At 72.2% G+C, this 18,340-nt stretch carries 18 protein-coding genes; 8 read left to right on the plus strand and 10 right to left on the minus strand.

Annotation, left to right across the window (positions count from 1 at the left end):
- Positions 1–73: 73 nt before the first annotated feature.
- On the minus strand, positions 74–1,492 hold the full coding sequence (locus tag WQO_RS32845; protein ID WP_010062398.1) for a hypothetical protein: 1,419 nt from the start codon (positions 1,490–1,492) through the stop codon (positions 74–76).
- Positions 1,489–4,470, minus strand: coding sequence for a DEAD/DEAH box helicase (locus WQO_RS32850; protein WP_029182471.1), 2,982 nt, complete (start codon positions 4,468–4,470; stop codon positions 1,489–1,491). Before WQO_RS32850 ends, WQO_RS32845 begins: the two co-directional genes overlap by 4 nt.
- A 260-nt stretch (positions 4,471–4,730) precedes the next feature.
- Here WQO_RS32850 and WQO_RS32855 point away from each other — a divergent pair, with 260 nt between their 5' ends.
- Positions 4,731–5,825: an acyl-CoA desaturase gene (locus tag WQO_RS32855; RefSeq protein ID WP_010062401.1), complete on the plus strand. Its 1,095-nt coding sequence runs from the start codon at positions 4,731–4,733 to the stop codon at positions 5,823–5,825.
- Between the two features lie 81 nt (positions 5,826–5,906).
- Entirely contained in the window at positions 5,907–6,089 is a 183-nt protein-coding gene (locus WQO_RS32860; protein WP_010062402.1) for a hypothetical protein, read from the plus strand.
- Positions 6,090–6,118: 29 nt separating this feature from the next.
- Here the strand turns inward: WQO_RS32860 and WQO_RS32865 are convergent, their stop codons facing one another.
- Positions 6,119–7,027: a hypothetical protein gene (locus WQO_RS32865; protein ID WP_058954182.1), complete on the minus strand. Its 909-nt coding sequence runs from the start codon at positions 7,025–7,027 to the stop codon at positions 6,119–6,121.
- Between the two features lie 264 nt (positions 7,028–7,291).
- Between WQO_RS32865 and WQO_RS32870 the strand changes: the two genes are divergently transcribed.
- Positions 7,292–8,197, plus strand: a complete 906-nt coding sequence (locus WQO_RS32870; RefSeq protein ID WP_029182473.1) for an oxygenase MpaB family protein — start codon at positions 7,292–7,294, stop codon at positions 8,195–8,197.
- A gap of 82 nt (positions 8,198–8,279) precedes the next feature.
- On the opposite strand, the gene WQO_RS32875 is transcribed toward WQO_RS32870, so the two are convergent.
- From WQO_RS32875 to WQO_RS32895, 5 genes are all read right to left on the minus strand, one after another.
- Positions 8,280–8,885 (minus strand): class I SAM-dependent methyltransferase, encoded by a 606-nt coding sequence (locus tag WQO_RS32875; RefSeq protein WP_010062405.1) that lies wholly within the window; start codon positions 8,883–8,885, stop codon positions 8,280–8,282.
- Between the two features lie 58 nt (positions 8,886–8,943).
- Complete coding sequence (locus WQO_RS32880; RefSeq protein WP_006129409.1) at positions 8,944–9,519, minus strand: TerD family protein; 576 nt, start codon at positions 9,517–9,519, stop codon at positions 8,944–8,946.
- Between the two features lie 162 nt (positions 9,520–9,681).
- Positions 9,682–9,846 (minus strand): Sec-independent protein translocase subunit TatA, encoded by a 165-nt coding sequence (gene tatA / locus WQO_RS32885; RefSeq protein ID WP_010062407.1) that lies wholly within the window; start codon positions 9,844–9,846, stop codon positions 9,682–9,684.
- A gap of 72 nt (positions 9,847–9,918) precedes the next feature.
- The gene (mgtA, locus tag WQO_RS32890; protein ID WP_029182474.1) at positions 9,919–12,660 is read right to left on the minus strand and encodes a magnesium-translocating P-type ATPase; all 2,742 of its coding nucleotides are present in this window, start codon (positions 12,658–12,660) and stop codon (positions 9,919–9,921) included.
- On the minus strand, positions 12,644–13,009 hold the full coding sequence (locus tag WQO_RS32895) for an ArsR/SmtB family transcription factor (RefSeq protein ID WP_010062409.1): 366 nt from the start codon (positions 13,007–13,009) through the stop codon (positions 12,644–12,646). Before WQO_RS32895 ends, mgtA begins: the two co-directional genes overlap by 17 nt.
- Positions 13,010–13,316: 307 nt before the next feature.
- On the opposite strand from WQO_RS32895, the gene WQO_RS32900 reads away from it, so the two are divergent.
- Complete coding sequence (locus WQO_RS32900; RefSeq protein ID WP_010062410.1) at positions 13,317–13,985, plus strand: GTP-binding protein; 669 nt, start codon at positions 13,317–13,319, stop codon at positions 13,983–13,985.
- A 25-nt stretch (positions 13,986–14,010) separates the two neighbouring features.
- On the opposite strand, the gene WQO_RS32905 is transcribed toward WQO_RS32900, so the two are convergent.
- Complete coding sequence (locus WQO_RS32905; RefSeq protein ID WP_010062411.1) at positions 14,011–14,439, minus strand: PPOX class F420-dependent oxidoreductase; 429 nt, start codon at positions 14,437–14,439, stop codon at positions 14,011–14,013.
- A gap of 140 nt (positions 14,440–14,579) precedes the next feature.
- Here WQO_RS32905 and WQO_RS32910 point away from each other — a divergent pair, with 140 nt between their 5' ends.
- From WQO_RS32910 to WQO_RS32920, 3 genes are all read left to right on the plus strand, one after another.
- Positions 14,580–14,993, plus strand: a complete 414-nt coding sequence (locus WQO_RS32910; RefSeq protein ID WP_010062412.1) for a roadblock/LC7 domain-containing protein — start codon at positions 14,580–14,582, stop codon at positions 14,991–14,993.
- A gap of 109 nt (positions 14,994–15,102) precedes the next feature.
- Positions 15,103–16,149 (plus strand): DUF6397 family protein, encoded by a 1,047-nt coding sequence (locus tag WQO_RS32915; protein ID WP_010062413.1) that lies wholly within the window; start codon positions 15,103–15,105, stop codon positions 16,147–16,149.
- 39 nt (positions 16,150–16,188) lie between these two features.
- On the plus strand, positions 16,189–16,677 hold the full coding sequence (locus tag WQO_RS32920; protein WP_010062415.1) for a GNAT family N-acetyltransferase: 489 nt from the start codon (positions 16,189–16,191) through the stop codon (positions 16,675–16,677).
- On the opposite strand, the gene WQO_RS32925 is transcribed toward WQO_RS32920, so the two are convergent.
- Positions 16,672–17,379: a histidine phosphatase family protein gene (locus tag WQO_RS32925; protein ID WP_010062416.1), complete on the minus strand. Its 708-nt coding sequence runs from the start codon at positions 17,377–17,379 to the stop codon at positions 16,672–16,674. The two genes, WQO_RS32920 and WQO_RS32925, sit on opposite strands and share 6 nt — an antisense overlap.
- Before the next feature lie 247 nt (positions 17,380–17,626).
- Between WQO_RS32925 and WQO_RS32930 the strand changes: the two genes are divergently transcribed.
- Complete coding sequence (locus WQO_RS32930; RefSeq protein ID WP_050992336.1) at positions 17,627–18,247, plus strand: LAETG motif-containing sortase-dependent surface protein; 621 nt, start codon at positions 17,627–17,629, stop codon at positions 18,245–18,247.
- The last annotated feature ends 93 nt before the right edge of the window (positions 18,248–18,340 follow it).

The raw sequence follows: 18,340 nt of genomic DNA on the forward strand, positions 1-18,340 counted from the left end.
TTCCCGGGCGTCCGGACAGCGCCGGAGCATTCCCGGGTCCCGGAGGGACCCGGCCCTCCGGGACCCGGCCGTGTCAGACCGCCACGCCCACCCCGCTCATCCCGTCCGCCGCTCCGTCCTCAACACCCGCCAGCGCTCCCGCCGGATCGTCGTCCGCCGGTCCGGCGGGCATCCACCGTCCGCGCTCCTTGCGGTAGGGCCACCACCGCCCGTCCCGGTCGAGCCGGAGCTGGAGGTCGGCGCCCGCCACGGTCCAGCGAGCCCGCCCACTCGCCCGCAGGGCCGGGCGCTCACCGGCCTCCCACGCCTCGCCGAGCCGGGCGCGGGCCCGCCCCAGGTCCTCCGGGGCCGGCGCCCACTCCTCGTCGAGCACAGCGAGTGCCGCGACCCCGCCGTACCGCCAGGCGCGTACCGCCGCGTCCAGGTCCACGGGCGGGCGGCCGGACCCCGCGGCCAGCCGGGCCCGGATCCGCGCATCCGGCCGGGCGTCCGCGGCCAGCCGCACCGCGTCCTGCTGCGGGGTCAGCTCCACCGGGAGTGGCTGCTCCTCGTGCCCCGGGGCCAGGGCGTCCAGCAGCATCCGGTGGGCCCGTACCGCGCTGTCGGCCGCCAGCACCTCCAGCGCCGCCGGATCGATGCCGGGCGCGGGCGGGGTCTCCGTGTCCAGCGACGGCCCGAGCCCCGGCGCGTCGGGGGCCGACGGGAGAGCGGGAAGCGGCGGAAGGATTCCGTCCGCCGCGAAGGCTTCCCCGGCCGGGACCCCGCGAACCTCCCGCTCCGCGTCGCCGGTGTCCTCGCCCTCCCCTCCGCCCCCCGGCCGGACCGCACGGGCGGCGCTGCGCACCTGGAGCTCGTCCAGCAGTCGCCGCTCGTCGCGCCCCCGCATCAGCAGCAGGACGAACGGGTCCTCGTCCAGCAGCCGCGCCACCTGGTAGCAGAGGGCGCCCGAATGCGGGCAGTGGTCCCAGGCCCCGCAGGTGCACTCCGGCTCCAGGTCCCCGATCCCCGGCAGCAGCTCGACCCCGGCGCCCGCCGCGTCCTCCACCAGATGCGGCGGCATCTCCCGGTCCAGCAGCGCCGCGATGTGCCCGGCCCGGTCCACCGCCATGTCCAGGAACCGGTCCCAGGCGCCGGAACCCAGTTGCTGGAGCAGGACGTCGCTGCGGTGGGCCGTCCCGTCGCGGTCCCGCACCATCGCCGTGATCCGCCCCGGCCGTACGGAGACCGCCCCGACCCCGCCCTTCCGGGCCAGTTGGCGGCCCTGCTTCAGCTGCTGGCCGTCGAGCGCCGTGTCCTCCAGGGCCTGGAGCCACGCCCGGCCCCACCAGGACGTGGCGAAACCCCGGCCCTGCGCGGGGGGAAGCGCCGCGAACGTCACCTCCGGTCCGCGCCGCCCGCCGTCCCGCGACACACCGGCCCCGTCGTCCCCGCCCGAGCTGTCCACCCCGTACGGGGAATCGTCCTCGTCGTCGTATCCGTGGTCGTCGCTCATCGTGCGCCCCTTCGCAGCTCGACCAGGTCGGCCAGTTCCGCATCGGTCAGTTCGGTCAGTGCCGCCTCGCCCGAGCCGAGCACCGCGTCCGCGAGGCCCTGCTTGCGGGCGAGCATGTCGGCGATCCGGTCCTCGATCGTGCCCTCGGCGATCAGCCGGTGGACCTGCACCGGCTGCGTCTGGCCGATCCGGTACGCCCGGTCCGTCGCCTGCGCCTCGACCGCCGGATTCCACCAGCGGTCGAAGTGCACGACATGGCCGGCACGGGTGAGGTTGAGCCCGGTCCCGGCCGCCTTGAGGGACAGCAGGAACACCGCAGCCTCGCCCGTCTGGAAGCGGGCCACCATCTCCTCGCGCCGGGCCACCGGCGTACCACCGTGCAGGAACTGCGTGTCCACCCCGCGCGCCGCCAGGTGCTCCTCCAGCAGCCGGGCCATCTGCACGTACTGCGTGAAGACCAGCACCGAGCCCCGCTCGGCCAGGATGGTGTCCAGGAGTTCGTCCAGCAGCTCGACCTTCCCCGACCGGTCCGCGATCCGCGGCTGCTCCTCCTTGAGGAACTGCGCCGGGTGATTGCAGATCTGCTTGAGCGACGTCAGCAGCTTCATCACGAGCCCCCGCCGCTCGAAGCCGTCGGCGGCGGAGATCTCCGCCAGGGTCTCGCGGACCACCGCCTCGTACAGACCGGTCTGTTCCGGCGTCAGCGACACGGCCCGGTCGGTCTCGGTCTTCGGCGGCAGCTCGGGCGAGATGCCCGGGTCGGACTTCCGGCGGCGCAGCAGGAACGGCCGGACCAGCGCGGCGAGTCGCTCCGCGGCGGCCGGATCGTTGCCGCCCTCGACCGCGGCGGCGTACCGCGTACGGAAGGTGCCGAGCCGGCCGAGCAGACCGGGCGTCGTCCAGTCCAGGATCGCCCACAGCTCGGAGAGGTTGTTCTCCACGGGGGTGCCGGTGAGCGCGACCCGGGCCCTGGCGCCGATGGTCCGCAGCTGCTTGGCCGTCGCGGAGTGCGGGTTCTTGACGTGCTGGGCCTCGTCGATGACGACCATGCCCCAGGGCACGGCGGCGAGCCGGGGCGCGTCGAGGCGCATCGTGCCGTACGTCGTCAGCACGAACTCGCCGTCCACCAGGCCCTCCAGGGAGCGCGAGGACCCGTGGAAGCGGCGGACGGGGGTGCCCGGGGCGAACTTCTCGATCTCCCGCTGCCAGTTGCCCATCAGCGACGTCGGACACACCACCAGCGTCGGTCCTGCCGCGTCCCGGTCGCTCTGCCGGTGCAGATGCAGGGCGATGAGCGTGATCGTCTTGCCGAGGCCCATGTCGTCGGCGAGACAGCCGCCGAGGCCCAGCGAGGTCATGGTGTTCAGCCAGTTCAGCCCGCGCACCTGATAGTCGCGCAGGGTCGCGGTGAGCGTCTCGGGCTGCCCGATCGACTGCTGGGCGGCGGATTCCGGATCGGCCAGCCGGTCCCGCAACTGCTGGAGCCAGCCGGTCGCCGCCACCTCGACACGCCGGCCGTCCACCTCCGTCGAACCGGTCAGCACCGCGCCCAGCGCGTCGATCGGGGTGACCTTGCGGTCCTGGGTCTCCCGCGCCCGGCGCGCCTCATCCGGGTCGATGAGCACCCACTGGTCGCGCAGCCGCACGATGGGCCGGGACGACTCGGCGAGACGGTCCACCTCCTCGCGGGTCAGCTTCCGGTCGCCCAGAGCGAACCGCCAGTCGAACGACAGCAGCGCGTCGGCGGAGAGGAACGAGGGCGCGTCCGCGGCCGTACGCCCCCGTGGCCCGGTCCCCTGTCCGTCGCCCTCCCGGTCTGCGCCGTCGTGGTCCGCCGCGTCACGGCTGTCCGGGCCGATCACGGCGCGCGCGGTGAGCTTCCTGGCCAGCTCCTTGGGCCAGTGCACCTGCACACCGGCGGCGGCCAGAGCCCGCGAGGCGGACCCCAGCAGCTCGGCGATCTCCTCGTCGGCCGGCTCCACCGAGTCCGGCACCGCGGCGGAGAGCAACGGCGCCAGCGGGGGCCAGGCGCGGGCGGCCCGCCGCAGCGTGAGGAGCGCGTCCATCCGGGCCCGCGGCCCGAACGCGGCAGCGGTCCGCGAGCCGCCCGCCCACAGCTCCGCCGCGTCGGCGACGAGGGAGGGATCGCTGACGCTGTGGATCTGCAGCACGGCACGGAACGACGGCGCGCCCCCATCCGGACCGGATCCGGAGCCCTCCGTGCCCCGGGCGCTCTCGTGGTCCGCTTCCGCGCTGCTCCGCCGCGATGCGAGGCCCGACACCTCGATACGCAACGAGAGCCGTACGCCCGCGTCGTGACCGGCCGCCACATCGGCCGCCCAGGCCCGTGCCTCGGGCAGGCGCTGGGGCTGCGGTGAGGTGAACGCGGGACCGGCGGCGGCGAACCCCGCTGCCGGGGTCCGGGGCATCGCGTCGGCCACGGTGTCGAGGAACGCGCGCAGCAGGCGCTCCGGCTCGGGCAGCAAGGGTTCGCCGTCGCCGTCTTTCGCCGTCGCGTCCGGGACCGGGGTCGCGTGCGCGGTCGGCGGCATCGACGCCGCCAGCTCCCGGACCCGCTCTTGGTCCTCGGCGCTCAACGGTCCGATCCGCCAGGCGTCGTGGTCGGCGGGGCTCAGTCCCGGCAGCAGCAGGCCGCGGGCGACGAACTGCAGGGCGAGGAGCGCTCCGGCGCCCCAGAAGGCGGTGGCGGGGGACGCCTGCGTGGCGGTGCGAGCCCGGGTCAGCACCGGAAGGGCGTCCCGCACGGGGAGGAACAGCGCCGAAACCGTACGGGGCCGCAGGTCGGCTTCGATCACGGTCAGCTCCGACACGGCCCCGGGAGTGTCGCAGGGGGTGCTACCGTCCGGATCCCAGAACGCGATCATGCCTTTACGCGCCGGATCCGCGGGGACGAAGACCGCGGAGCAGCGGGACAGTTCGGCGAGCTCGAAAGGCTTTGCCGCAGGGTGCCTGTGCACAGGAATGGCTGATTCCTCAAACTTGACTAGTGGGCGGAGTCGCCGAGGGTACTCCACTTCGCCCGGCGGCGTGCCGCCTATCCATGTGGCGTGCGTCACGTTTCCTGCTGGTCGGTCTCGGTGGTGGAGCCAGCCCCACCACCGGACACGGGGGTCTGCCCCAGGGGGATCAGGGTGGTGGCGCCATGGCTCCCGTCGCCCCTCGATCCGTACGTTCTATGAGGTCAGCGCCCCAGAGGTTCCAGAGACCGGAGACGTCCATGCCCCAGGCGACAGCCACTGCTGAGGATCCCGCCGAAGCCACTGTTGCGGATTCCGCCGACGAAAGCAGCCCGGACCGCGGTGCCGGCACCCGCGCCGAGGCGGCCGGGAGCGACTTCGCGCCGCTGTTGCGCGCCGCGAGGGACCAGGGTCTGCTGGAGCGCCGCACGGACCGGTATGTGCTCGGCATCGCCGCCGATCTCGCGGCCCTGGGCGCGCTGATCACCGGCCTCGTCCTGGTGGGCGACACCTGGTGGAGCCTGCTCCTCACCCTGCCGCTGGCGGTCCTGTGGACCCGTACGGCCTTCGTCGCCCATGACGCGGGGCATGCCCAGATATGCGCGGACCGCAGGACGAGCAGGCTGATCGCTCTCGTCCACGCCAATCTGCTCCTCGGCATGAACGAGGCGTGGTGGAACGACAAGCACGTACGCCACCACGCCAACCCCAACCACGTCGACAAGGACCCCGACGTCGGCGTCGGTGCCCTGGTCTGGACCCAGAAGCAGGCGGAGCAGCGGGAGGGCTTCGCCCGTTGGCTGACCAGGAACCAGGCCCGGCTGTTCTTCCCGATGCTGCTGCTCGAAGGCATCGCGCTGAAGATCTGCGGATTCCAGTTCCTCCGCCGGCAGCCCCTCCGGGAACGGGCCGTCTCGGCGCTGCTGCTCACCGCACACTTCGCCCTCTACGCGATGCTGCTGTTCAGTACGCTGTCCCCGGGCAAGGCCCTCCTCTTCGCCCTCGTGCTGCACGCACTGTTCGGTCTCCACCTGGGGCTGGCCTTCGCCCCCAACCACAAGGGGATGGAGATGCCCGACCCCGGCGGCGAGCGCTGGGGACACCTTCAGCGCCAGGTTCTGACCTCGCGCAACGTGCGGGGCGGCGTCCTGGCCGACTGGTTCCTCGGCGGGCTGAACTACCAGATAGAGCACCACCTCTTCCCGAGCATGCCCCGCCCCCACCTGCGGCTCGCCCAACCCCTGGTCAGGGCGCACTGCGCCGGCATCGGCATGCCGTACACGGAGACCGGACTGATCGAGTCCTATCGCCAGGCACTGGCACACATGCACGACGTGGGTGAGCCGCTGCGGTAGCGCGGGGAGCCGGGGAACGTAAGGGAGCGCGGAGGCGTTCTCACAACAAGAGCGGCGCCGGCCGCGAAGGAGGCGTGGACCATGTCGAATGGTGCGAAGGTCGCTATCGGGGGTGTCCTCGCGGCAGCCATCCTGTGGCCCCTGATCGGATTCTGGTGGGCGCTGCTGGTCGTGATCGGTGTCCCCGTGGCGGGCTATCTGCTGCTGGACCCGTCCCAGCGGCGCAGGCTCCGCAGGATCAACCGCAAGGAAATCGGCCGCTGACCCAGCGCGTCACAGGGCCGCCCAGGACGTCACACCGCTTGGGCGGCCAACCCGTCCAGGGCCATGAGCAGGCCGGGCAGTGAGGCACCACGGCCGACGGGAATGACCGTGCCCGGCTCCTCGTCCAGCAGGAACAGCGCGATGTCGTCGGTCCGAGCCACCATCGACCATCCCGGGCCGTCGACGCGCAGCGTACGTGCGTCGGCCGTGGCGTACGAGGAACGGATCCGCCCGGGAGGCGGGGGAGTCTTCGTATAGGCGGTCGCCTCCGACAGGGCCCTGCGGACACCGGGGTGCCGGGGGGACCGGGAGGCGGCGTTCGCTTGATCCTCGCCGATGTCGTTCCCCGCGTCCGCCTCGGCGCCGCTTCCCACCTCACCGCGGGTGTCGCGGGCCGTCTCCCCGGTGGTTCCGGGCAGCGGGAACTGTGTGTCGTCGATCTGCTCGCGCCATACCGACCACTGCGCGGCGATCTCGTCGGCGCCGAGACGTCGCTGCGCCGGGCCCCAGGCCTCCGCGTCGGGCGGGGTGAGTGGCGCCGGTCCCTCCCCGTCCGTATCCGGATCATGAGGGTCCGGCACGCCGGGCGCCGAGACGGCCAGGTCCATCGGCCAGCCGGGCAGAGCGCACACCATGGAGCGCTCGTCGGGGGAGAGGTCGTGCTCCATGCCGCAGTCCCAGGCGGCGATGGCCACGGCCACCTGGGAGGCATCTTCGACGACGACCGTCCACCGCGCGCCCTCGCCGTCCTGCCCGAGGATCAGCCCGTAGCCCTCCTCGTACGGTTCGAGCGCGAGCGCACCGCACGCGGCGACATAGTCGTCCCCCAGCACACCGGGGAAGCGCGAGGGCGTCAGCAGCATCGCGGTCAGCACCAGCATCGCGTCGTCGGCGGCCGCCTCATCCGCACCGGCCACGGTGCCCTCCCCATCGCTCATCGCCCGGCCCGCCCATCCCTAGGTCCCGCGTTTCTGGGTTCGTCGTTCCCGAGCCTGTCGCTCCCGGGGCCCGTCGTTCCCGGGGCCCGTCGTTCCCTGTCCGTCGGCGCACCCTAACTACTCGGTAACCTCCTCGTCGAGGGTCTGACGAGCAAGGGCGAAGGGGAGCGGACCCGCCCCGTCCGGGTGGGGAGAGCCGAAGAGCAGGGGCGCGCGGAAGGCCTCCGCGTAAGGTTGGACCTCCGGCCGAACGAGGGGGACAGCATGGTGACGCGGTACGACCGGCTGAAAGAAATTCAGCGGCTGGACCCCGAACGGGACTTCCTGGAGATCTACCGTCTCACCGTCACGTACGAGTTCCCCTGGGACGTCACCCGCGCCCTCGAACTGGCCCTCTACCGCACCTATGCGGTGCCCGGCATCGGCAGACTCCTCGACGAGACAGCGGAGTTGACGGAGCGCTCCCAGAAGCGCTACGACGACACCGCCCTGCTGCTCGACACGGTGGTGGAGCACGGCTTCGACACCGACGAGGGCCGCACGGCCGTCCGCAGGATCAACCAGATGCACCGCAGCTACGACATCAGCAACGACGACATGCGCTACGTCCTGTGCACGTTCGTCGTCACACCGAAGCGCTGGCTGGACGACTTCGGCTGGCGACGCCTCTGCTGCCACGAGCGGGCCGCCTTCGCCGCCTATTACCGCACGCTCGGCGCACGGATGGGCATCAAGGACATTCCGCAGACCTACGAGGACTTCGAGCGCACCCTCGACGTCTACGAGGACAAGCATTTCGGCTGGGACGAAGGAGCCCGACGGGTCTCCGACGCCACCCTGGCCCTGATGGCTTCCTGGTATCCGGCGTTGCTCGCCCCGGTGGTGCGCGGCGCGAGCCTCGCGCTCCTGGACGACTCGTTGCTCAAGGCGTTCCGCTACCGCCGCCCGGGGCCGGCGGCCCGCGGACTGACCCGGGGCGCGCTGCGGATGCGGGCCCGTGCCGTCCGGCTGCTGCCGCCCCGGCGAAAGCCCCACTACGCGCGCCAGAATCCCGAGATCAAGGGATATCCGGACGGGTACGAGATCGCGGGGCTCGGCACGTACCCCACGCCAGGGGTCCGCGGCTGCCCGGTCCCCGGCCACCGTCCCGCGCAGACGCCCGACGACTGACGGCGGCCGCCCGGGGACGTGATTGCCCCGCCGGTACGCCGTCGAGCCGGGGCGTGAGCGGCGGAAATCGGGGCCCTCGGCCTCAGCCCTGCTTGACGGCGAGCGCGAGGAAGCGGTCGTCCTCGTCCGTGTAGGACTCCAGCCGCCACCCCGCCCCGGCCAGCAGCTCACGCAGCCTCGGCTCGGCCCGCAGGTCGTCGTCGGTGATGGCGCGCCCCTGGCGCGCGGCGAGGGCGGCCCGGCCGATCGGGTGGAACAGGGCGAGCACCCCGCCTGGCCGGACCACGCGCGCGAGCTCCGCCATATCGGCCTCGGGCCGGGCCAGATGCGAGATCAGCCCGGCTCCGAACACCGCGTCCAGGGCGCCGTCGCGCAGGGGCAGCCGCGCGACATCGGCACGCAGAAGTGCCCCGTCGGCTCCACGCCCCGCCCTCGCCGCCGCCTCCAGCATGGCCGGCGTCAGATCGGCGCCCACTACCGTGCCCCCGGGCCCGACCACCGCTCGCAGCGCGGGCAGCGCACGCCCCGTCCCGCAGCCCGCGTCGAGCACGGCATCGCCGGGGCGCAGCCCGAGCAGCTCGGCCGCCGCCGCATAGGCGGGGCCGTCGTCGGGGAACTTGCTGTCCCAGTCGGCCGCACGCGGGGTGAAGAAGTCCAGGACATGGGTGTGGGTGTGGTCGTCGGTCATGAGCACATGCTCGCGCAACCGGCGGAGGTGCGCGAGCGCCGCAACCCGGCCCGCCCGGTCAGACGTTGACCCCGTAGTCCGAGGCGATGCCGGCCAGGCCGGAGGCGTAACCCTGGCCGACGGCCCGGAACTTCCACTCCGCGCCGTGCCGGTACAGCTCGCCGAAGACCATCGCCGTCTCGGTGGAGGCGTCCTCGCTCAGGTCGTAGCGGGCGAGCTCGACGCCGTTCGCCCGGTTCACCACGCGGATGAACGCGTTGCGCACCTGGCCGAAGCTCTGGCCACGGCTCTGAGCGTCATGGATCGAGACGGGGAACACGATCTTCGCGACCTCGGCGGGCACCGACGACAGATCGACCTCGACCGACTCGTCGTCGCCCTCGCCCTCGCCCGTCAGGTTGTCACCGGTGTGGCGGACGGAACCGTCCGGGCTGTTGAGGTTGTTGTAGAAGACGAAGTGGCTGTCGGAGAGGACCTTGCCCGCCGCGGAGCACAGCAGCGCACTGGCATCCAGGTCGTGATCGGCCCCGGTCGTGGTCCGTACGTCCCAGCCGAGTCCGACCGTCACGGCGGTGAGGCCGGGGGCCTCCTTCGACAGGGAGACATTGCCACCCTTGGCCAGGGTCACACCCATGAATTTCCTCCAGTCTTCGGTCGGTCCGCACCGGTGATCCGGAAATCCGCGGCTTCACCGCATCCCAGTCCGGTGACCGGAGCCGTTCTGCTGTCACTTGTCACTTTTGCTGGCCGCTACCCGCTATAAACGCGCGGCGCGACACTCCCGGTTCCCGGATCGTCAGGGCGTGCCCTCGTCCTTCATCGCCCTGGCCTCGCTCTTGAGGATGCGCACGGACTTGCCCAGCGCGCGGGCGGTGTCCGGCAGCTTCTTCGAGCCGAAGACGGCGATCACGACGACCGCCAGGATCAGCAGGTGCCAGGGTTCCAGGCCGTTGCGCAGCACTCCGGCCCCGCCTTTCTGTCCGTACGGGTCTCTCCGCGGCAACAACAGTTGCCGCATTGCGCAACTGTACAACTAGCGCGTGCGGTCGGAGCGGGCGCCCCTCGACGCCCCGACGCGCTGCCTCGCGGTGCCGGGCACGTCGGCATGGTAACGGCGCTCGTAGCGCCGTCGGGCCGCCGTGAGCCCGACGGCGTACAACCCCAGGACCGATCCGAGCAGCAGGTAGTAGACGGGCGGCAGGGCGCTCATGCCCAGCAACGGCCCGAGCGGGGTGAGCGGGAGGGCGACCCCGACCGCGGCGAGACCCGCCGCGGCGGCCCGCAGAGGCCCGCCCGCCCGGCGTTCGGCGGCGCTGCGGCCGGTCCGCAGCAGAACCATCACGAGGGCCTGGGTGAGCAGGTTCTCCGTGAACCACCCGGCGTGGAACGCCGCTTCCCCGCCGTCCCCGGACGCGTTGTGGAGGGCGAGCGCGAGCACCCCGAAGGTGGCGAGGTCGGCGGCCGCGTTCAGCAGACCGAAACCCGTGATGAAGCGCAGGAAGTCACGCGGCCGCAGCGCGGTGGGGCGGCGCAGGACCGATGCCGGCGGGCGGTCGAACGCGAACGCCAGCTGCGCCGCGTCGAAGCAGAGGTTCTGCACCAGCACCTGCGCCGGGAGCATCGGGAGGAAGGGCAGCATCAGCCCGGCCGTCAGCATCGCGATGACGTTGCCGAGGTTCGACGAGAGAGTGATCCGCAGATAGGCGGCGATGTTCCCGCTGCTGCGCCGCCCCGCCAGCACCGCACGGTCGATCGCCGTGAGGTCCTTCTCCGCCAGGACGACATCGGCCGCTTCCCGGGCCACGTCCACGGCGTTGCGGGGACAGAGGCCGACATCGGCGGCGTGCAGGGCGGGCAGGTCGTTGACGCCGTCGCCGAGGAAGCCGGTCGTGCGGCCGCCGGCGCGCAGGGCCGAGACGATCCGCGCCTTGTGCTCGGGGGTGCAGCGCGCGAAGACGACGGCCCGGTCCGCCACGCCGACCAGCTCCGCGTCCGACAGGGTGTCCACCAGCTCGGCCGTCACCACGTCGTCGGTACCGGACCGGCCCTCGGCACGCAGGCCGAGGTCCGCGCACACCCGTGCCGCTGTGCCCGGATGGTCGCCGGTGAGTACCTTGACGCGTACACCGCGCCGCGCGAGCACCCCGAGCGCGTCGGCGGCGCTCGGAGCCGGAACGTCCCGCAGCGCCACCAGACCCAGGAAGGCCAGGCCCCGCTCGTCCGCGGGGGTGTACGCGCCCGCCCGCGACGCCCGGTCGGCCCGGGCCACGGCCAGCAGGCGCAGCCCGGACGCGGCTTTCCGGTCCGCCAGGGCGAGCAGCCGGTCACGCTCGTCCCCGTCCACGGCACACCGGTCGAGCACGGCCTCGACGGCGCCCTTGGTGACCAGGGTGTGAACGCCGAGTCGGCCGGGCCGTCTGACCACGGCGGTCGCCACGCGGCGCACCGGATCGAAGGGCAGTACCGCGACCCCCTCGTACGCGTCCGGATCCACGGACCCGGCAGCACCCGGACCGTCCGTGTCGACGACGTCCAGCACCGCTTCGTCGAGGGCGTCGGCGGCGGGCAGGTCCGCCAGCTGGAGCGTCCACAGCGCGTTGACCGCCGCCCACCGCAGTACGTCGGGATCGGCCTGGTCCTTGCCGTCGGTCGCCGCTGCGACGACCGGCCGGTCCTCGGTCAGTGTGCCGGTCTTGTCCAGGCACAGCACATCGACCGCTCCCAGATCGTGCAGCGCCGGGAGGCGCTTGACGATCACTCCACTGGTACGCGCCAGCCGAGCCGCGCCCCGCGCGAGGGTCGTCGTGACGATGACCGGCAGCATCTCCGGGGTGAGCCCCACCGCGACGGCCACGGCGAACGGCAACGTCTCCAGACCCCGTCCGCGCAGCGCCGCATTGGCCATCAGCACCAGGGGCGGGGTCAGGAGCATGAAACGGATGAGGGTCCAGGAGATCCCCCGGACCGAACGGTCGAAGGCGCTCGCACCCCGCTGCCCGGCCCGGCCGTCATGGGCGGCGGCGAACCGGGTCTCCCCGCCGGTGGCCACGATGACCGCCGTACCACTGCCCGACGTGACACTGCTGCCCTGGAAGCACCACTGCGGCTGGGCGAACGGTCCGGCCCCGGACAGCGCCGGGTCTGCGAGGTCGAGGGCCTGCTTGACCACCGGCGCCGACTCCCCGGTCAGGGCCGACTGATGCACGGTGAGGCCGTCGGCGCGCAGCAACCACACATCGGCGGGCACGAGATCGCCCGGCCTCAGCCGGATCACGTCCCCCGGCACCAGATCGGCGACCGGCACCTCGCGTTCCCGGGGAGGGGAGTCCTCCGAGGAGCGGCGGACCACGGTCGCCGTGGTCGCCACCAGTTCGCGCAGCGCCTGGGTCGACCGGTCGGCGCGGTGCTCCTCGGTGGAACGCAGCAGACAGCTCACGGTGACGAGGGCCAGGATGACGCAGGCGGTGCCCCAGGCGGTGACGAGGGCCGACACCAGACCGAGGCAGAGGAGAACGGAGGTGAAGGGATCCCGGAGGCTGCGCAGGAAGCGGCGGGGCCAGGGGACGGGCCGCCGGGCGGGCAGCACGTTCTCGCCCGTCCGGGCGAGCCGGATCTCGGCCTCTGCCTCCAGCAGTCCGCGCGGCCCGCTGCCGAGGGCACGCAGCGTCTGGAGAGGGGTGGGTACGACGTGGGGACCTGGTACGACGGCTGTCGGCGCGCCGGTGGTGACGTGTCCGGGGGCCGAGGCCGGACTGCTCTCAGGCACCGAGTTCACGCAGGCGGGCGGGCGCGGGGGAGGGGTGCCCGGCGCGTGCGGCCAACTGGCCGACCATCAGCCGGACGACCGTCACCACATCGGGATCGTCGACCAGATAGACCTGCCGCCGGCCTTCACGGCGCGACCGGACGAGACCGGCCAGCTTCAGTTTCGTCAGGTGCTGGCTGACCGAGGGCAGCGTCCCGCCCACCCGTTCGGCGAGCCCCGTCACATCGCTCTCGCCCTGGGCCAGAGCCCACACGATGTGCAGCCGTGCGGGTGTCGCCAGGAGCCCGAACGCCGCGGCGGCCTCCGCCAGCACCTCCGCGGGCGGATCCTGGAAACCGCCGCCGGAACCTGTCGACACGCTCGCATCTCCTCGTCCCCGGGCCGCCGCCGGCATGGGCCCGACACCGCTGCCCGTTCCGGACGGCCGAAAAGACCAGTGTAGGGGCCGGGCCGGAAGAGGCCGGGGCTCGTCCTGGGTGTCCCGCTCCGCATCCGTCACCTCCAAGAGAGACGCAATGAGGTCGGGATACGGCAAGGAGCGGCGGACGCGAAACCTCATCGGTCAAGATCGATCAACCCGCTCGAACGAAGCCGAACGGTTGCCATGCTGTGCGCCCGACCGGATTCCTGAAGCCCGAAGCGAGTCCTGAAGAGAGCAGGGACGCATGCCCTCCGAGTCCATCGACAGCGACGAGAACTCCCGTGCCGCCCACCGCGCCCCCGCGAACGTCGGCAGGACCATGATCGGAGAAGACATCGCGCTCACGCTGAAGATCGTCGTGGCGGGTGGCTTCGGCGCCGGGAAATCGACCCTGATCGGCTCGGTCAGCGAGATCCGCCCGCTGCACTCGGAGGAGGAACTGAGCGAGAGCGACACCGAGAGCGGGCCGGACCGGGGCGATACGGGCGGGGTGGAGCGGAAGACCAGCACGACCGTGGCGATGGATTTCGGCCGTATCACCGTCCACTCCGGCCTGTCGCTCCATCTGTTCGGCACGCCGGGCCAGGACCGCTTCCGGTTCCTCTGGGACGAGCTCTGCGAAGGCGCCCTCGCCGCTGTCGTGCTCGCCGACACCCGGCGCCTGGAGGACTGCTTCGCCGCCGTCGACCACTTCGAGCGCAGGCGGATCCCGTTCGTCGTCGCCGTCAACCGCTTCCCCGGCGCCCCCGACCATACGGAGCACGATGTCGCGCAGGCGCTCGACCTCGACAGGGGCACTCCGGTCGTGCTGTGCGACGCCCGCGACCGGGCCTCGGGAAAGGACGTCCTGATCCGTACGGTCGAGTATGCCGGGCGCATGCACACCGCCCGGCTCCTCGCCGCTGTCGGCTGACGTCCCGGCGCCCGGGCCCCCTTCGTCAGTCGGCCATGTCGGCCATCGCGACCACCTTGTCGATCCGCACCCGTACGACCAGTTCGCCGGGCACGCCATTGCGCCGGCCGAACTCCTCGGCGGCGTCGGCCCCCACGTAGCGGCCGGCGATCCGTGTCGCCCACCGCAGGAGTTCCTCGGGGTCCTCGCTCAGCTCGGCATGTCCCTGCACCACCGCGAACGCGTACGGCGGGCGGTCGTCGTCGACGCACAGGGCGACCCGCCCGTCACGTGCGAGGTTGCGCCCCTTCACACTCTCCTTGCCGGTGTTGAAGACCACCGAGTCGCCGTCGAGAAGGAACCAGACGGGGGCGATGTGCGGACTGCCGTCGGCCCGCACCGTCGAAACCTTCGCCGTGCGGGTTCCCTCCGAGAGGAAGGCCCGCCATTCTTCATCGGTCATGTGGTGTGCCATGGGCCCATCCTGAGCCCGAACCCCGCATGGCGCGAAGCGGCACCCCGGGCGATGGGGGGCGCTTGCCCCCACGGGACCGTTGCGCAAGGCTTACGCGCGTAGCGGGGAACGGGGAACGAAGGTACGGGGAGGACGAGCACATGCCGCTTGACCGGGGACTTGACTGGCTCCTTGACGATCTCACCAACAGGGTGCAGTACATACGGCACGCGTTGGTGCTGTCGAACGACGGGCTGGTCACCGGGGCCAGCACCGGCCTCGCACGTGAGGACGCGGAGCACTTGGCGGCCGTCTCGTCCGGCCTGCAGAGCCTGGCGCGCGGATCGGGGCGGCACTTCCGGGCGGGCCGGGCCCGCCAGACGATGGTCGAGTTCGACGAGGCGCTGCTCTTCGTGACGGCCGCCGGCGACGGCAGCTGCCTGTGTGTGCTGACGGCGGCCGAAGCCGACGTCGGCCAGGTCGCCTACGAGATGACCCTGCTCGTCAACCGGGTCGGTGAACACCTCGGAGTCTCCGTCAGGCAGGGCGGACCCGAAGGTATCGAACCTTTCTGACCTGCAACTTTCGTCACCGCCGAGGAGTTATCCACAGGTTCGGCGGGCGATGACTCCCTCGGGCTACCGTGATTACGGAGAGTATTCGAGTCGACGGGGGAGAGCAGTCATGACAGTCAAGGAAGTGCTCCGGGCGCAGGGCCCGACCCACGAGGACGCGAGCGCGGAGGCGAAGGGGGAGGGCGGGATCGCTTCGTCCGTCGCCCCGGCGGCGACGCTCGCGGCCGGGCGAGCGTCACAGGAACTGAGGATCCGGCGTGCGGAGTTCGAGCTGGCGGTGCACCTGGGGCTGATCGCCGTCCTCGGTGCACCGGGTGGCGGGCGACCACGGGTGCATGAGGACGAGATCGCGCGCCTGCGGGAACAGCCGGGTTTTCCCGATGCGCTGGTGGAGCGGGTCCGCACCGTCGGCACGGCGCAGGGGGCGGCCCTGCTGGACATCGCACCGGCGCGGTTCACCCGGCTGGCACGGGCGGGCTGCGTCTCACCGGTCACGTTCTATCTGAACCGGTATCGCGCGGTGGTCTGGCACTATCTCGCGGACGAGCTTGCCGCTTTCGCGGCGCGGGAGCCCGAGCTGCTCGCCGGACGGACACCGCCGGAGATGCGCACGATGCTGGAGTCGGGCGTCGACTGGCGGGCCCGTAACTGGCGTTCGCAACGCATCGACCGGCTGCTGGACCGTACGTCGGACCCCTGGGCGCGGGCGGCGGTCCAGGCATCGGCGCTGGACCCGGTGCAGTTGGCGGAAGTGGTGGACGACCCTTACGAACGCGCCTATCTCGTACGGGTCCGGCCGGAGCCGGTCTTCGGACGCCCGGGGTCCATGGCGGCGAGGGAGGCGATGGCGGAGTTGACGCTTGCCGACGACCCCGACGAGATCCTGTGGCGGCGGGTCAGCCTGACGCTGGAGCTGGACAGCGCCCGCGAGGACCGGCCCGCCCCGCGCCCCGGGGACGACGGAGGAGCCCGGGCGACACCGCCGGCCCGGACCGGAGCCCGGCCGCGGGCCGTGCGTCCGGCGCCTGCGGCCGAGCCGGCCGCGCCGCTCGCACCACCCGCCTGTGCCGGGGCGCCACGTTCCGCCACGGTAGGCCGAACGACGAGGAAAGGGCTGCTGGCCAGGCTGGGGTGGCGTGGCCGGGGTGCCGGATAAGGTTTCGCGCCCGCCACTCGGATGGGCCATCCTGTCCGCATGTTGATCAGGGAAGCAGCCTCCGAGGACTGGCCCGCCATCTGGCCGTTCTTCCATGCGATCGTCTCCGCGGGCGAGACGCTCACCTATCCGCTCGACCTCGGCAAGGAGGACGCCGAGGGATGGTGGTTCGTCCCGGCGCCGAGCCGGGTGGTCGTCGCTGTCGACGAGGCCGGGACGGTGCTCGGCACGGCGAAGATGAACCGCAACCACATGGGCAACGGGTCTCACATCGCCAGCGCCACCTACATGGTCGACCCCGCCCACTCCGGGCGGGGCGTGGGGCGCGCACTGTGCCAGTACTCGGTCGACTGGGCCCGCGCGCAAGGGTATCGAGCCATGCAGTTCAACGCGGTGGTCGAGACGAACACACGCGCCGTCAAACTTTATCAATCGATCGGCTTCGACGTGATCGGCACTCTTCCCGAGGGCTTCAACCACCCGACCGAGGGCTATGTCGGGATGCACATCATGCACAAGGCCCTATGACGACGTGGTGGGGTGATCCGTTGCCGGCCCCAACTCCGAGCCCGGCACAGTGCGGCCTGCCGGGCCGCCGTCCGCCTCGCCGCTCGCGGTGACCGCCGGGACGACCGTCCCGGCCCAGGAGAGGGCCGTCCACCCCGAGTCCGGTGAGCCCTCGACCACCACCACACCCGTGTTGTCCAGGCTGTGCCGGGCGGCGAAATCGACGGTGACGTTCCGGGCGCGGGCCGCTGCCCACACACGGATGGCGGCACCATGACTGACGAGCGCCACTGTCCTGTGCTCCTCGGCCTCCGCCGCCTCGGCCACCACCGTGTCGAAGCGCGCCAGCGCCTCCGTCCCGTCCTCACCTCCGGGCAATCGGCGGGCGACGTCCCCGGCGGGCCAGGCGAAGACGGTTGTCAGGTACTGCCGGATCGCGTCCTCGTCGGCCCGCATCTCCAGGTCACCCGCTGACAGTTCCCGGATTCCGTCACGGATCCGGACCTCGATGCCCCGCTCCGCCGCCAGGGGTGCTGCTGTGAGTTGCGTACGGGTCAGCGTGGAGGCGTACAACGCGGCGATGTCCTCCCGGGCGAGCGCCCGGGGCAGGGCCGCCGCCTGCCGCAGCCCGAGGTCGGTGAGCCCGGGGCCGGGCCGTGCGGTGTCCAGGAAATGGCCGAGGTTGGACGGTGTCTGGCCGTGACGGATCAGCAGCAATCGCATAGAACGGGTCATGCTCCAGGCTCGGGGGCGCGGGCGGCGGCATATGGATGCATGGCCCACCCTCTCATTCGGCCACCTTCGCAGGACAGCCTGACAGAGGTCTGCCCGGCTTGCCGGAAGTGGCCCGGATATGCCCGGAGTTGATGCGCCGGGTTACGCACGGGGCGACTGCGCCGCTCCGGGGCGATGGCAGTACTGTGCGCCCCACCGCCATTCGGGCGATGAGAAGTATCTGGAGGAAGAATCCATGACCATACCCAGGAGATCGTGGCGTGGCGCGGGAGCACTCGTGGCCGCTGCGGTCGTCGGTCTGGCCGGAGGCGTCATCTCCGCCGGTCCGGCCGTTGCTCACACCCCCACCTGGGCCGTGACCTGCTCCGAGGTGACCGTCGACCTCACGAACTACACGAGCGACGTTCCCAACACGGTGACTGTCTCGGTGGACGGCAAGGACCTGCTCCCCACCGAGACGTTCGGCCGTGAGTTCCACAAGAAGCTGGCCCTTCCCGACCACGACAAGCCGGTGACCGTCCGACTGGTCGTCAAGGACGCCGACGGCGACGGCAAGCACTCCATCGACCAGACGAAGACGGCGGAGGTGTGCGAGGAGGAGCCGACCCCGCCGCCGACCGAGCCCGCTCCGTCTGAGACGCCGTCCACCGGGACGCCCGAGCCGAGCGCCACGCCGAGCGACGAGCCCTCGGAGTCCGCGCCCGCCGCGCCCGCCCCGAGCCCGAGCTCGCCGGACCTGGCCGAGACCGGTTCGTCGTCGTCGACGCCGGTCATCGGTGGCGCCGCTGTCGCGGTGCTGCTGGCCGGTGGCGGCATCCTGTGGGCCGTCCGCAAGCGGCGTACCGCCCAGGGCTGACGCCTCGCGCGAGCCGCGGTCGAGGCCCAACGAGCCGTGGCCGGGGGGTGTCTGGCATCACCGCCGGTGATGCGAGACGCCCCCTTCGCACAT

It is taken from the genome of Streptomyces globisporus C-1027 (assembly GCF_000261345.2).
In the GTDB taxonomy this organism is placed as follows: domain Bacteria; phylum Actinomycetota; class Actinomycetes; order Streptomycetales; family Streptomycetaceae; genus Streptomyces; species Streptomyces pakalii.